Consider the following 14555-nt stretch of genomic DNA (forward strand, 5'->3'; position numbering starts at 1 on the left):
CACACCGATATTTCCATCGTTTCGGGTCTGATCGATAATGGCGCCCAGCATCCGGTCGAACATACCAAGCAATTACGGCGCAACCGGGCCGCGCCGTCACAGACCCATAACAATTCGGGGAAGGTTGCCGCACCCGGCAGCATGTCCTTGACAAGGAAATAACAATGGATTTGCTGCGTTTCCTGCTGCTCCTGCCGATTCGCGTGGCGGGCTTCGTCTGGTGGCTGCTCGGCTGCGCGCTGCGGCCGCTGGTCGGCGACGTGTCGTGGACGGCGCCCGCGTGGATGGGCGTGACCGCCGCGGCCGTGCGCCGCCGCCCGTGGCATGCCGGCGGCCTCGTGCTGCTCGCGGCTGCGCTCGGCTACGGCGGCTACTGGTTCAAGCATCGCCCGAAGCCGCCCGAGCCCGCGACCGTCAGCTTCACCGTGAAGGCGCCGGCCATCACCACCTACGAGGTGGACGACACCGACAAGCCGAAGATCACCGTGCATCCGCTCGAAGTCGTGTTCGCGCAATCGGCGGCGCCGATCGAACAGGTCGGCAAGCCGGCCGGCGACGGCATCGAGATGACGCCCGCGCTGAAGGGTGCCTGGGAGTGGGCCGACGACAAGACGCTGCGCTTCACGCCGGCGGCCGACTGGCCGGTCGGCGCGCACGTCGAGGTGCGCTTCGCGGTGCACCGGGTGTTCGCGCCGCAGGTGCTGATGCACGACGACCGTTTCGCTTTCGACCTGCCGGCGTTCGCCGCGACAGTCGGCAGCAACGAGTTCTACCAGAACCCCGACAATCCGGCGGAGAAGCAGGCGCTGCTGCAGTTGCGCTTCAACTACCCGGTCGATCCCGCCGAGTTCGAGAAGCGCGTCGGCCTCGTGCTGGTCGGCCGCGACGGCAAGAATACGACCCCGCTGCGCTACACCGTCAGTTACGACAAGATGAAGACGAGCGCATGGGTCCGCTCGCAGTCGCTCGAGATCCCGCGCGATCCGCTGGTGGCACGGCTCGACGTCGACAAGGGCGTGAAGAGTTCGCGCGGCGGCAACGGCACGCCGGACGTGCTGCATGCGTCGGTCGCCGTGCCGGGGCTCTACAGCCTGTCGATCGCCAACTTCGCGCCGACGCTCGTCGACAACGAGCGCTTCGAGCCCGAGCAGGTGCTCGTCGCGGAGGCATCCGACGGCGTGCGCAGCGCCGATCTCGCTGCGCGTGCCAGGGCGTGGGTGCTGCCGAAGCGCAAGCCGGGTGTCGATCAGTCGGACGACGATCCGCCTTACGAATGGAACGTGGCCGACATCAGCGACGCGGTGCTGAAGCAGTCGAAGCCGCTGCCGCTCGACGCAGTGCCGACCGAGAACGACTACGCGACGCTGCAAAGCTTCAAGTACCACGCGACGCCGGGCGATCGCATCGTCGTGCGTTTCGCGGGCGACCTGAAATCGGCCGGCGGCTACCTGCTCGCCGAGCCGGTGACGACCGCGTTCACGGTGCCCGACTATCCGAAGCTGCTGCGCTTCATGGCTGACGGCTCGCTGCTCTCGATGAGCGGCAGCAAGCGGTTGTCGGTCGTGTCGCGCAACCTGCCGGGGATGAAGGTCGAGATCGGCCGCGTGCTGCCCGACCAGCTCCAGCATCTCGTGAGCTTCAACAACGGCACGTATGCGCGGCCCGAGCTGTCGTATTCGTTCAGCGAGGATCACATCGTCGAGCGCTTCGTGCAGACGCGTGCGTTCCCGGCCGGCGACCCCGGCAAGGCGCATTACGAAGGCATCGATCTCGGCCAGTACCTGAAGGGCGGCAAGCGCGGCGTGTTTCTGCTGCACCTGACGAAGTACGACCCTGCGGCCGAGAAGAAGAAAGCCGACGATGCGAAGGACAGCGATGCATCGTCCGGCGACGGCGGCCAGGATCAGTCGGACAACGCCGATTCGGGCGACAGCAGCGGCAACGGCGACGACAGCGACAACGCGCTCGGCGACACGCGCCTGATCGTCGTGACCGATCTCGGGATGCTGGTCAAGAAGGCGCTGGACGGCAGCCAGGACGTATTCATCCAGTCGATCCGCACGGGCAAGCCGGTTGCGGGCGCAACCGTATCGGTGCTCGCGGTGAACGGCCAGGCGCTGTTCACGCAGACCACGAGCGCCGACGGCATCGTGCATTTCCCCGCATTCAAGGGGCTCGACCGCGAGAAGCGGCCGCAGCTGTACGTCGTGACGAAGGACACCGACCTGTCGTTCCTGCCGGTGGCCGGCCGCGACCGCCAGCTCGACTTCTCGCGTTTCGACGTCGACGGCGAGCGCAATGCGACGGGCCAGGGGCAACTGTCCGCGTACCTGTTCTCGGATCGCGGGCTGTATCGGCCCGGCGATCCGTTCCACATCGGCCTGATCGTGCGCGCCGCGAGCTGGGCGCGCAGCCCGGCCGGCGTGCCGCTGCAGGCGGAGATCGTCGACCCGCGCGGGATCACCGTCGAGCGCAAGCCGGTGACGGTCGATGCGACCGGCTTCACCGAGCTCGGCTATACGACGGCCGAAACGGCGCCGACCGGCACGTGGACCGTCAACCTGTATATCGTCAAGGACGGCCAGCCCGGTGCGGAGCCGATCGGCAGCACGACGGTGCAGGTGAAGGAGTTCCTGCCCGACCGGATGAAGGTCGACGCGAAGCTGTCGCAGCAGGTCGTCGAAGGCTGGGTGAAGCCAAAGGGGCTGAAGGGCATCGTCGATGCGCAGAACCTGTTCGGCACGCCGGCGGAGAAGCGCCGCGTCGCGGCGACGCTGACGCTGCGCCCGGTGTGGCCGTCGTTCCGCAGCTGGCAGGGCTATCACTTCTTCGACGCGCGCCGCGCGAAGGAGGGCTATACGACGACGCTGCAGGACGGCACGACCGACGACAAGGGCCATGCGGAGTTCGACCTCGATCTCGACAAGTACGCGGACGCGACCTACCAGCTCTACTTCCAGGCGAAGGCCTATGAAGCGGAAGGCGGGCGCAACGTCGCCGCGAACGCGCAGACGCTCGTGTCGAACAACGACTGGCTCGTCGGCTACAAGTCGGTCGACGATCTCGGCTACGTGAAGCGCGGCAGCCCGCGCACGGTGCGGCTCGTCGCGATCGATCCGACCGCGAAAGCGATCGACGTGAAGGACCTGCGTGCGCAGCTCGTCGAGGAGCGTTACGTGTCGGTGCTGACCAAGCAGGATTCCGGCGCATATAAATACGATTCGCGGCTGAAGGAAGTGCCGGTCGACGACAAGCCGCTGGCGATTCCGGCGGCCGGGCTCGACTTCACGCTGCGCACCGACAAGCCGGGCAGTTATGCGCTCGTGATCCGCAACGCGGCCGGCGCGGCGGTGAACCGGATCGAGTATTCGGTCACGGGCGACGCGAACGTCACGCGCTCGCTCGACCGCAACGCGGAGCTGCAGGTGACGCTCGCGAAGCACGACTACAAGCCGGGCGAGCAGGTCGAGATCGCGATCCGCGCGCCTTACGCGGGCAGCGGCCTGATCACGATCGAGCGCGACAAGGTGTATGCGCATGCGTGGTTCCATGCGGACACGACGAGCTCGATCCAGCACATCACGGTGCCGGCCGGCTTCGAGGGCAACGGCTACATCAACGTGCAGTACATTCGCGATCCGTCGTCCGATGAAATCTTCATGAGCCCGCTGAGCTACGGCGTCGTGCCGTTCTCGGTGAACCTCGACGCGCGCCGCAACGCGGTGTCGGTCGATGCGCCGGCGCTCGTGAAGCCCGGCGACACGGTGAACTTCACAGTGCATTCGGCGAAGCCTTCAAAGGTCGTGGTGTTCGCGGTCGACGAGGGCATCCTGCAGGTCGCGCGCTACAAGCTCGGCGATCCGCTGAAGTTCTTCTTCCGCAAGCGGATGCTCGAAGTCGGCACGTCGCAGATCCTCGACCTGATCCTGCCGGACTTCGAGAAGCTGATGGCGATGGCCGCGCCGGGCGGCGACGCCGACGATGCAATCGGTCGCCAGTTGAACCCGTTCAAGCGCAAGCGCGACAAGCCGGTCGTCTACTGGTCGGGGATCGTCGACGTGAACGGCGACACGCGCCTGAGCTACACCGTGCCCGACTACTTCAACGGCAAGCTGCGCGTGATGGCCGTGTCGGTGTCGCCGGACCTGGTCGGTACGTTCGAAGGCGCGACGACGGTGCGCGGCGATTTCGTGCTGTCGCCGAACGTGCCGACGACACTCGCGCCGGGTGACGAGGCCGACGTCAGCGTCGGTGTCGCGAACAACCTGACGGGTGTCGGCAACCAGCCGGTGCCGGTCGCGGTCACGCTGAAGACGGGGCCGCAGTTGCAGGTGGTCGGGCCGGCCACGCAGAACGTCGCGCTCGCGCCGCAGCACGAGGGTGTCGCGATGTTCCGCGTGAAGGCGACCGACACGCTCGGCTCGGGCTCGCTGTCGTTCGGCGCGCGTTATGGCGCGAAGGGCGCGCAGCAGCGCGTCGACGTGTCGGTGCGGCCGGCCGCCGCGTTCCGCACGCAGCTCGACATCGCACGCCTCGATCCGGGCAAGAAGGCGAGTGTGCCGAACCTGCGGTCGATGTACGACGCGTATGCATCGCGCGACGCGAGCATCTCCACCGCGCCGCTCGTGCTGTCCGAAGGGTTGTCGTCGTATCTCGTCAACTTCGAGCACACCTGCAGCGAGCAACTGGTGAGTGCGGCCGTGCCGCGCGTGTTCGCGGCGAAGTGGCTGTCGGTGCGGGCGCTGACGAGCGCGATGCATGCGGCCGACGCCGGTGCCGACGCGACGAACGCGGCGGCGATCACGCAGTTCCTCGGGGTGCTGCGCGGCCGGCAGAACGCACAGGGTGGGTTCGGGCTGTGGAGCGCCACACCGGACGCCGATCCGTTCGTGTCCGCGTACGCGATGCACGTGCTGCTCGACGCGCGTGAGCGCGGCATCGCGGTGCCGAAGGACACGCTCGACGCGGGCAACCAGTATCTGCAGAAGCTCGCGGCGAACGATTCGCTCGGTTCGCTCGACCTGCTGCGGCAGCGCGCGTACGCGGTGTATCTGCTGACGCGCCAGGGCAACGTGACGACCAACAGCCTCGCGGCCGTGCAGAAGCGGCTGCAGGATGCGTATCCGAACGACTGGAAGAACGATCTCGCAGCCGCATGGCTTGCCGCGTCGTACCAGCTGCTGAAGCAGGACAAGGAGGCCGCGGCGCTGATCGCGGGCCCGCAGGCGCTGCTCGAGCGCAAGCGCGCGTCCGACGGCGGCTACGTGACCGGCTACTACCTCGATCCGCTGACGCGTGACGCGAGCGTGCTGTACCTGATCGCGAAGCACTTCCCGGACCGCGTGCGCAAGCTGTCGCCGCGCGCGATGGACAACCTCGCCGCGCCGCTCGTCGACAACCGCTACAACACGCTGTCGTCGGCGATGACGATCCTCGCGCTCGATGCGTATGCGGCGTCGAGCGCGGGCCAGCTCGACCAGCTCGCGATCGACGAGGTGCGCGCGGGTGCCGCGCCGAAGGACGTGTCGTCGATCCAGGCGAATCTCGTGCGTTCGGGCACGTGGTCGGCCGGTGCGTCACGCGTCGACTTCGTGAACGGCAGCTCGCTGCCTGCATGGTGGATCACGAGCCAGTCGGGCTACGACCGCGGCACGTCGACGAAGGCGATCAAGAACGGGCTGGAGATCGTGCGCGACTACACCGACACGGACGGCAAGCCGCTCGACAAGATCACGGTCGGCCAGGAGATCGACGTGCACCTGAAGATCCGTGCGACGGGCTCGGCGAGCGTCGGCAACCTCGCGATCGTCGACCTGTTGCCGGGCGGCTTCGATCCGGTCATCGCGCCGCCGCCCGTCACCGACACGCAGGAGGGCGACAGCAACGGCGACGGCCGCGCGTCGGCGCCGGTGGCCGATGCGCCGTGGCGTTCGCCGATCGGCGTGAAGGGTTCCACGTGGCAGCCGCAGTTCGCGGACGTGCGCGAGGATCGCGTGGTGATCTACGGCACCGCGACGACCGACGTGCGCGAGTTCGTCTACCGGATCAAGGCGAGCAATGCGGGCCGCTTCATCGCGCCGCCGGCCTACGGCGAGTCGATGTACGACCGCCGCTTGCAGGCCCAGGCGCCCGGCGGATCGACACTGACGGTGGAGCGCGTGCGATGACGATGAAGCTGCAACGTCGTTGCCGGCCGAGCCGGGTGCGAGGAGCGCCCGCGCGTGGCTGACGACGTTTCGGTGCGCCGGCGCGTGCTGCACGGCGCCGGCCGCTGGCTGCATCGCTGGCAGAACTGGATCGCCGGCGTGCTGCTCGTGTTCGGCGCGCTGGCCGCGTGCCGGCTGTGGCCGCATCCACCGCTGCGCGACTGGAAGCCGTCGTCGGTCGCGGTAACCGACGCACAGGGCCGCTTGCTGCGGCTCACGCTCGCGAAGGACGATCGCTACCGGCTGTGGGTGCCGCTCGACCGGATGTCGCCGCAGCTCGTCGAAGCCGTGATGCTGCACGAGGACCGCTGGTTCTGGTGGCATCCCGGCTTCAATCCGTACGGGCTCGCACGCGGCGCGTGGATCACGTACGTGCGCGGCGGCAATCCGCAGGGCGGCTCGACGCTGACGATGCAGCTCGCGCGCTCGCTGTGGCGGCTGAACACGCGCACGCCGGCCGGCAAGCTCGAGCAGGTGGCGCGCGCGGTGCAGCTCGAACTGTTCTATTCGAAACGGCAGATCCTCGAAGCGTATCTGAACGATGCGCCGTACGGCCGCAACGTCGAAGGCGCGGGCACCGCGAGCGTCGTCTATTTCGACCGGATGCCCGACGCGCTGACGCTGCCCGAGGCGCTCGCGCTGGCGGTGATTCCGCAGGACCCGGCGCGACGGGTGCGCGGCGGGCAGGATGAAATCAACCGCGCGCTGGCCGTGTCGCGCAACCGGCTGTATGCGCGCTGGCTGACGAAGCACCCGGGCGATGCGTCGTTCAAGCCGCTGTTCGCGTTGCCACTTGCGATGCGGTCATTGTCCGCACTTCCGTTCGATGCACCGCACGCGGTCGACCAGGCACTCGCCGCACGCAGCGCGTGGCGTACGACCTCGAGCGCGTCGGCGAACGACGGCGACACCGACGCGCGGCTCGTGACGACGCTCGATCTCGACCTGCAGCACACGCTCGAACGGCAGATCGCACGTTATGTCGCGCGCAACGACACGCGCGGCGTGCGCAACGCGGCGGCGATCCTCGTCGATACGCGCGACATGGGCGTGAAGGCGCTCGTCGGTTCCGCGAACTTCTTCGACCGCACGATCGACGGGCAGGTGAACGGCACGCTCGCGCGGCGCTCGCCGGGATCGACGCTCAAGCCGTTCATCTATGCGCTCGGTTTCGACCAGGGCGTGCTGCATCCGCAGACCGTGCTGCGCGACGTGCCGACCGCGTTCGGCCCGTATGCGCCGGAGAATTTCGACGGCCATTTCCTCGGGCCGATCACCGCGACCGATGCGCTGAACCGCAGCCGCAACGTGCCGGCCGTGTGGGTCGCGTCGCAGCTCAAGTCGCCCGATCTGTACCGTTTCCTGCAGGAAGCCGGCGTGCGGCGGCTCGCAAGCGCGCAGCACTACGGGCTCGCGCTGGTGCTCGGCGGCGGCGAAGTGACGATGCAGGATCTCGCGGCGCTCTACGCGATGCTCGCGAATCGCGGCGAGTTCCGGCCGCTGCGGCTGCGCGCGGACGAGCCCGCGCTGCCTGGCAAGCGGCTGCTGAGCGCCGAGGCGAGCTACATGACGATGGACATGCTGCGCCAGCATCTGCGCCCCGACGAGACGACCGGCGCGCAGCCGTCGAGTGTGCCGGTCTACTGGAAGACCGGCACGTCATGGTCGTTCCGCGATGCATGGACGGCCGGCGTGTTCGGCCCGTACGTGCTGGTCGTGTGGGTCGGCAACTTCGACAACTCGACCAACACGGCATTCGTCGGCGTCGATGCGGCCGCGCCGCTGTTCTTTCAGGTTGTCGATGCGCTGAATGCCGAGCGCACGCTCGTCGAGCCGCCGCGCGCGGTGCCGTCGAAACTGAAGCGCGTGCGGATCTGCCTCGCGAGCGGCGACTTGCCGAACGAGTGGTGCCCGCAGCAGGGCTGGACGTGGTTCATTCCGGGCACGTCGCCAATTCGCGTGAGTACCGTGCACCGGCCGGTCGTGATCGACGATGCGACGGGGAAGGCCGCGTGCCCGCCGTACGACGGCAAGCGCACGCATGCGGAGATCTTCGAGTTCTGGCCGTCGGATCTGCAGCAGGTGTTCGTGCAGGCAGGCATTCCGCGCCGACGGCCGCCGCAGAATGCGGACTGTCGCGACGCGGGGCAGGTCGAGGGCGATCCGCCGCGCATCACGTCGCCGCTGCGCGGGAGTACGTATGCGATGCGTGTGAAGAGTACGGAGGAGACGCGCATTGCGTTCAACGCCACGGCCGATGCGAGTGCGCATTCGCTGTACTGGTTCGTCAACGATGCGTTCGTCGGGCGCGGTGTGCCGGGCGATGCGCTGTTCTGGCAGCCGCGGACGGCAGGCAGTTATACGGTGCGGGTGGTTGACGATCACGGGCGCAGCGATCAGCGGCCGCTGGCGGTGGGGTTGGAGCAGTAGGCGTTGCGTGGCTGTCGCCCGGGTTGCCGCCGGGTGACTGCGTCGACCTCTTCTGTGCTTGGAGGATTTCCGCGGACATGGGGCAGACTGTCGGTATTCGGCCGGATTCATCGTTCGACAACAGTGCAACGAGAAATGAAATGATTGCAATCGACGTCGCGTGGAAGCACGCTTTCGAGACAGAGCCGGTCCGGCTCGTTTCGGTGCTGGATCGGGATCGCTATGAGGTGCGCAAGCTCGAATTCTTTCGCGACGGCCGGGTGGGATTTGCCGACGATGCGAGGTCGTCGCATGGAACGGAGCTTGGAACGGTTCCCGTGCCGTCGCTGGTCGAGATCAACGCCGATCCTGAATTCGATGGAAGAGAGATCACGCTGGAAGATTTCGAAACGCTATGGTCGCGCCATGTGACACGTATCGATCGCGTCGACTGAGTGTGCGGCGTTGGGCGGCAATCAGTTGCTCGACATCGGCGCGTGGATTGCCGGCCCGATAACGAGAGCGTCGAACGTCATCGTCCGCCGATATCGGCAAGATCGGAACCTCGGAAGCCGTTGCTGATCCATGCAGTCCACTTATGCGATGCCTTATGGACAAGAAAGCAAGAAACATCCTGGTCAGAACTTACTGGAACAGCAAGGGATGGGTTGACAGAAAGGACAGGAACATTAGCGACGCCGATCTTGCCTATGCAACGGAACAAGGCGTGATGTTTGCCCCCGTCACGCTGACGCACGACCAGAGCATTACGGCAATCAAGGAAATTCTGCCGAAGGTCGCGCAGGATGCCGTAGCCAGGGCGTTTTTAAGCAGCCTCTCGACGCGGCGGCTGGAATGGCGTTCGGCGTTGGCTTCTTTCGTGTGCGCGCAACGATTGTCGCCGCCGCATGAATACGTACCGAAGGTGAGCGGACACGGGTACACGAACGGTGTCATCACGCACACCGCCTATCGCTGCGGCGTCTGCGACGGATCCCGGGAGTATGAGGCGGTGGACTTGAGCGTACTGAATTTCGAGCGCATCAAATGGGGCGGCGTGCGTCTCGGCGACCGGATGTATACCTTGTTCGATTTGCAGCAATTCCTGCGCGAAGAAATTTCCGAGCCCACGCAGGCCGACATCGACATTCTCAAATCGATGCTGTCAGTGATTGCTCATAGCCAGCCAGATGACTACCCGAGTGCTTTGAGGGACAACCTCGAGCCGGTCATCAAATCGTCGAAAAGCGAGCGCGGCGTGTTGATGGAAATTCTGGCGTGCGTTGATATTCTGCGGCCGTCGTCTTACGACAGGCCCTCGCGAGGCAGGCACGATTGGCATTTCATGGAGCACTGGCGCGGAGAGGACAAATACAACGAAGCTGCCGTGAAGCAGTATTTCGGCAAGTATCTCGATTGACAAGAGACCGCAACTTGCCCGGTTTGCAGGCCGGGTTGGCAGCACCGATTCAGCCTGCCTCGATTGCTGATGCCGCACATCGAAGCCAATGCTGGGTTCGGCCGAGTGGCGGCATTTCAAGAATGCTGCATGTCTCTTGCGGGGCGTCGGGCTACATCCATAGCAATCGCCAACGCGCCTTTTCTTCTTCTCTTCCGGCGCTTGCCGTAGCCGTAGCCGCGGGCGCGTAACGCCCCGCCCACCCCATCACCCATCATCCGCCTTCGCCTGCAGCCCCTTCAACCCCTGGATCACGACCAGCAGCGCGCGCCCGTGCTCATCCGACCCGTCCCACGCGTCGACGATCGCGTCGCGCAGCAGGTCGTTGTACTGGCGGCGCGACGGCCCGGTATCGACACCATAGAAACTGCATAGCTTATTGAATGGCGCGCTGCGGCGCAGCCGGTGCCCGTTCGACAGCCTCAGGCGCGATACGGTCGGCTGGCTGACCCCGGAGAGTCGCGCAATTTCGCTGGACGAGCGTGTATCTGCCATCAGGCGGCGCAACAGGTCTTGAACGGGAAAATCTTGGTCCGGGGCTTCCATGCGATGCATTATACCTATACAGTTACGGCTGTTGAATGGGCTTGCTGTCACCAGCGAGGCTGTATCCCCGAGAAAGTTGATGACACTGAAACACCTCCCACCCACGTTCTGCTGGACCAAGATCGGTACCGAGTCCGGCGAGGATTTGCCGACCGTCGTGCTCCGCAAGGAATGGGAGCGCCGGCTTGGGGGCGGGCGTTTTCTGTGGGGCATCAACCAGCCGCTCGGCAGCAGCGCGCAAGTCGCCGCGCATCGCACGGGCTCGCTGCTCGCGCTGTTTTCGCCGGTCGCATCGCGCCCGCGCGCAGGCGAGCGCAAAGACATGCTCCTGTGGAATGCATGGGTCGACGCGAGCGGGCAGGTGCGGCCGTTGCCGCCGCACACGTTCATCGCCAGCCGCTCGACCTTGCCGTCGGGCCGGCGCCGCGAACAGCACTACGCGCTCGTGTGCGCGTCATCCACCGCGCTGACGGTCGGCACGCAATTGCGCGTGTTTCCCGATCACCTGCGCAGCGTGAGCACCGGCCAGCCGCTTGGCGCCGCACAGGGCGCGGCCGTGGTCGATTGCGTCGGGCGTGCGAAGGAGCAGACGGGCAAGAGCTATCCGCTCGCGCTGTCGGTCGAACTCGAAGCACCGTATTTCGTGCGGCTCGCACAACCGTGCGTGCTGAAGGCACGCGATCTCGCGGAAGTGAACAAGGCCACGCGCGCGGGCGATTTCGATCGCTTCGTCGAGCTCGTCGCGCGTTTGCGCGGCCGTTCGCCGACGGACGCCGTGCGCGGTGTCACGCGTGATCTGTTCGATGTGCCGCCGATCGAAACAGCCGCCGCGTATGTTGCGCCCACGCACGCGGCGCGATTGCGCAACCGGCCGGCGGCCGAGCATCCGCGTGATCTCACCGGCGACCTGTTCGACCTGTCGCCGGGTGAAGCGGCCGCGTTCGCGGGCCTTGCGCATCCCCGTATCGGGCGCGCGTGATGAAACGCGCGACGCAGATCGCGCAAGAATTTGTTGCAATCTCGCCATAGCGGAGCGGCGAGCGCAGAGCGACAATCGGCACGAAGCGCGCTGCGCGGCGGCCGATGCGTCGATACTCGATGGGTCGTGGTTCACGCCGCCGACATGCGCACCACGCACACTGAGCGTCGGCGTGCTTCACACTGCAACCCTGAGGGAGAAGTGTCGATGTCGACCCACATCTGTTCGCGGGAAGCCCGGGCCGCGCAGCGCTTCGTCGAAGCCACGCGCAACGTCGATCAGGCGTTTCGCGCCGTGCGCGGCGAAAGCGACGACGACGTTTCGTCGGCCGAATACGCACTTGCGATGTCGCGCCTCGATCGTGCGCTCGACGAGCTGGCGCGTGCGCAGGAATTTTTCGATCGCGTCGTCAGCGCCGACACAGCGCACGACAACTGATCGAGCCGCATCAACGTGAAAGCGCGTCGGGCGACGCGCTTTCATCATCTTGCCGGGTATCGCACCCGGCATGTCATTCAGTCATCCCGTTCCGACTTCAAACTTTGCGGCCTTCGACCGGATAGCCGGGATCGGTATAGCCGTGCGTCGAGGCATGCCCGGGCGGCACGAGCGAATCGACGAACCGTTCGTCGTCCGGGCCGAGTTCGAGCTTCAGCGCATCGACGTAGCTGTCCCAGTGTGCTTCGGTGCGCGGCCCCGCGATCGTCGAGCTGACGATGCGGTTCTTCATGACCCATGCGAGCGCGAACGCAACCGACGTCGTGCCGCGCGCGGCGGCATGCGCGGCCACCTGCTGCGCGATGTGCAACGATTCGGGGCGCCATTCCGTTTGCTGGATGCGACGGTCGCCGCGGCCCGCGCGTGAATCGGCGGGCGGCTGCGCATCGACTGCATATTTGCCAGTCAATACACCGCGCGCGAGCGGGCTGTACGGCACGACGCCGATCCCGTAGTGCGCGGCGGCCGGAAGCTGTTCGACCTCGGCCGTGCGATCGACGAGGTTGTACAGCGGTTCGCTCGCGACCGGGCGATCGATGCCGAGCTGGTCCGCGAGCCGCGCGATCTCGGCGATGCGCCAGCCCTTGAAGTTCGACAGCCCGAAGTAGCGCACCTTGCCTTGCCGGATCAGGTCGGCGATCGCGCGCATGCCTTCGTCGAGCGGCGCATCGGTCAGCGCGCGATGGAAATAGAGGATGTCGATGTAGTCGGTGCCGAGCCGCTTCAGGCTCGCGTCGACCGATTCGACGATCCATTTGCGCGACTGGCCCTGCCGGTTCGGCCCTGCGTCCGGCCCGGCCGGATAGCCGAACTTCGTCGCGACGACCCAGCTGTCGCGACGCGACGCAATCGCGCGGCCGACCACTTCTTCCGAGCGGCCGGCGTGATAGACGTCGGCCGTGTCGATGAAGTTGATGCCCTGGTCGAACGCCTTGTCGATGATGCGCGCCGATGTCGCTTCGTCGGTTTCGCCGCCGAACATCATTGCACCGAGACACAGCGGCGACACCTTGAGCGCGCTGCGCCCGAGATAGCGGTAATCCATGAAGGCTCCATGCGGGCGCGTGCCCACCGGTTGAATGTAGGGATGCTGCGCTTACACGCCGGCTTCGTCGAACACGCGCTGCGCGATCGTCAGCGCCGAGCTTGCGGTCGGCCAGCCCGAGTAGAACGCGAGGTGCGTGATCGCTTCGACCAGCTCGTCGCGCGTGAGGCCGTTGTCGAGCGCTTTCTTCAGGTGGAACGGCAGCTCGTTGACGCGATACAGCGACACGAGGCTCGCGACCGTGACGAGGCTGCGATCGCGCGGCGACAGGCCGGGGCGCTGCCACACGTCGCCGAACAGCACGTTGTCGGTGTAGTCGGCGAGGGCGGGGGCGATGGCGCCGAACGCTTTGCGTGCGGCGGAAGTCGGTTCGGACATCTAGGGCTCCGGGGAAAGTGGGGAACACCGTCGATGGTAGCCACCGATGCGTCTATCGATAATCCCCGTCAATCCGCATGCACTTATCGACCCGATTCATGAATCGCGGCGCATGGGCGGCGCAGGCTCATGCGCGATAGCGCAGCGCCTCGACGATCACCGCGAGCGCGCGCGACGACTGCCGCCGGCTCGCGTAGTACAGGTGATGACCGGGGAACGTCGGGCACCAGTCGGCGAGCACGCTGTCGAGGCGGCCGGCGTCGACATGCGGCGCCGCGAGTTCGGCGGGCACGTAGGCGAGCCCGTAGCCCGCGAGCGCCGCATCGAGTGTTTCGTAGGTGCCGTTGAACGTGACCTGCCCGTCGACGCGCACCTGCAGCATGTCGTCCCCGCGTGCGAGCTCCCACGCGTACAGCGCGCCATGCGTCGGCAGGCGCAGGTTGATGCAGTCGTGCGCGACCAGATCCTGCGGCGACACGGGGCGCGCGCGTTCCGCGAAATACGCGGGCGCGCCGACGATCGCCATCTTCATGTCGGCCGAGATGCGTACGGCGATCATGTCCTTCGCCACCTGGTCGCCGAGCCGCACGCCGACGTCGAAGCGCTCCGCGACGATGTCGGACAGCCCGTAGTCGTTCACGAACTCGACTTTCAGGTCGCGATAGTCGCGCAGGACCGGCGCGAGCTTCGGCCACAGCAGCGTGCGGATCACGAAGTCGGTCGCGTTGATGCGCACGGTGCCCGTGGGCTGGTCGCGCAGTTCCGCGAGCGCAGCCAGTTCGGCCTCGATTTCGTCGAAGCGCGGCGCGAGATTGAGCAGCAGGCGCTCGCCGGCTTCGGTCGGCGCCACGCTGCGTGTCGTGCGCGTGAGCAGCCGCACGCCGAGGCGCGTTTCGAGCGAGCGGATCGTATGGCTGAGCGCGGATTGCGAGACGCCGAGCTGCGCGGCCGCCCGCGTGAAACTGCGCTCGCGCGCGACGGCGATGAAGGCGAGGAGATCCGCAAAGTTGTCGCGCGGCATGGAAGGTGTCGGGT

Annotated in this window: 10 protein-coding genes; 6 read left to right on the top strand and 4 right to left on the bottom strand. The window is 66.6% G+C overall.

Annotated features, from left to right (window positions below; genetic code table 11):
- Window positions 1-164 precede the first annotated feature (164 nt).
- The 4 genes from G3N98_RS05805 (at window position 165) to G3N98_RS05820 (ending at window position 10035) form a co-directional block, all read left to right on the top strand.
- The gene (locus tag G3N98_RS05805; RefSeq protein ID WP_206147555.1) at window positions 165-6167 is read left to right on the top strand and encodes an MG2 domain-containing protein; all 6003 of its coding nucleotides are present in this window, start codon (window positions 165-167) and stop codon (window positions 6165-6167) included.
- A 54-nt stretch (window positions 6168-6221) separates the two neighbouring features.
- Window positions 6222-8636 carry a penicillin-binding protein 1C gene (gene pbpC / locus G3N98_RS05810; protein ID WP_206147556.1) on the top strand — a complete coding sequence of 805 codons (2415 nt, stop codon included), beginning with the start codon at window positions 6222-6224 and terminating at the stop codon, window positions 8634-8636.
- A 140-nt stretch (window positions 8637-8776) separates the two neighbouring features.
- Entirely contained in the window at window positions 8777-9070 is a 294-nt protein-coding gene (locus G3N98_RS05815; RefSeq protein ID WP_206147557.1) for a hypothetical protein, read from the top strand.
- Between the two features lie 155 nt (window positions 9071-9225).
- Entirely contained in the window at window positions 9226-10035 is an 810-nt protein-coding gene (locus tag G3N98_RS05820; protein ID WP_206147558.1) for a hypothetical protein, read from the top strand.
- A gap of 246 nt (window positions 10036-10281) precedes the next feature.
- Here G3N98_RS05820 and G3N98_RS05825 read toward each other — a convergent pair whose 3' ends face one another.
- A complete protein-coding gene (locus G3N98_RS05825) occupies window positions 10282-10620 on the bottom strand; it encodes a helix-turn-helix transcriptional regulator (protein ID WP_011354126.1) in 339 nt (112 codons plus the stop codon).
- 79 nt (window positions 10621-10699) lie between these two features.
- Here G3N98_RS05825 and G3N98_RS05830 point away from each other — a divergent pair, with 79 nt between their 5' ends.
- Both G3N98_RS05830 and G3N98_RS05835 read left to right on the top strand, forming a co-directional pair.
- A complete protein-coding gene (locus G3N98_RS05830) occupies window positions 10700-11599 on the top strand; it encodes a hypothetical protein (RefSeq protein ID WP_089426803.1) in 900 nt (299 codons plus the stop codon).
- A 207-nt stretch (window positions 11600-11806) separates the two neighbouring features.
- Complete coding sequence (locus G3N98_RS05835; protein WP_089429039.1) at window positions 11807-12037, top strand: hypothetical protein; 231 nt, start codon at window positions 11807-11809, stop codon at window positions 12035-12037.
- Window positions 12038-12134: 97 nt separating this feature from the next.
- Here the strand turns inward: G3N98_RS05835 and G3N98_RS05840 are convergent, their stop codons facing one another.
- From G3N98_RS05840 to G3N98_RS05850, 3 genes are all read right to left on the bottom strand, one after another.
- Window positions 12135-13142 carry an aldo/keto reductase gene (locus tag G3N98_RS05840; RefSeq protein WP_206147559.1) on the bottom strand — a complete coding sequence of 336 codons (1008 nt, stop codon included), beginning with the start codon at window positions 13140-13142 and terminating at the stop codon, window positions 12135-12137.
- A 51-nt stretch (window positions 13143-13193) separates the two neighbouring features.
- Window positions 13194-13520 carry a carboxymuconolactone decarboxylase family protein gene (locus G3N98_RS05845; RefSeq protein ID WP_039369463.1) on the bottom strand — a complete coding sequence of 109 codons (327 nt, stop codon included), beginning with the start codon at window positions 13518-13520 and terminating at the stop codon, window positions 13194-13196.
- A 127-nt stretch (window positions 13521-13647) separates the two neighbouring features.
- Window positions 13648-14541, bottom strand: coding sequence for a LysR family transcriptional regulator (locus G3N98_RS05850; protein WP_206147560.1), 894 nt, complete (start codon window positions 14539-14541; stop codon window positions 13648-13650).
- Between the last annotated feature and the right edge of the window lie 14 nt (window positions 14542-14555).

Origin of the sequence: Burkholderia sp. Tr-20390 (assembly GCF_017104595.1) — a bacterium.
Classification (GTDB): domain Bacteria; phylum Pseudomonadota; class Gammaproteobacteria; order Burkholderiales; family Burkholderiaceae; genus Burkholderia.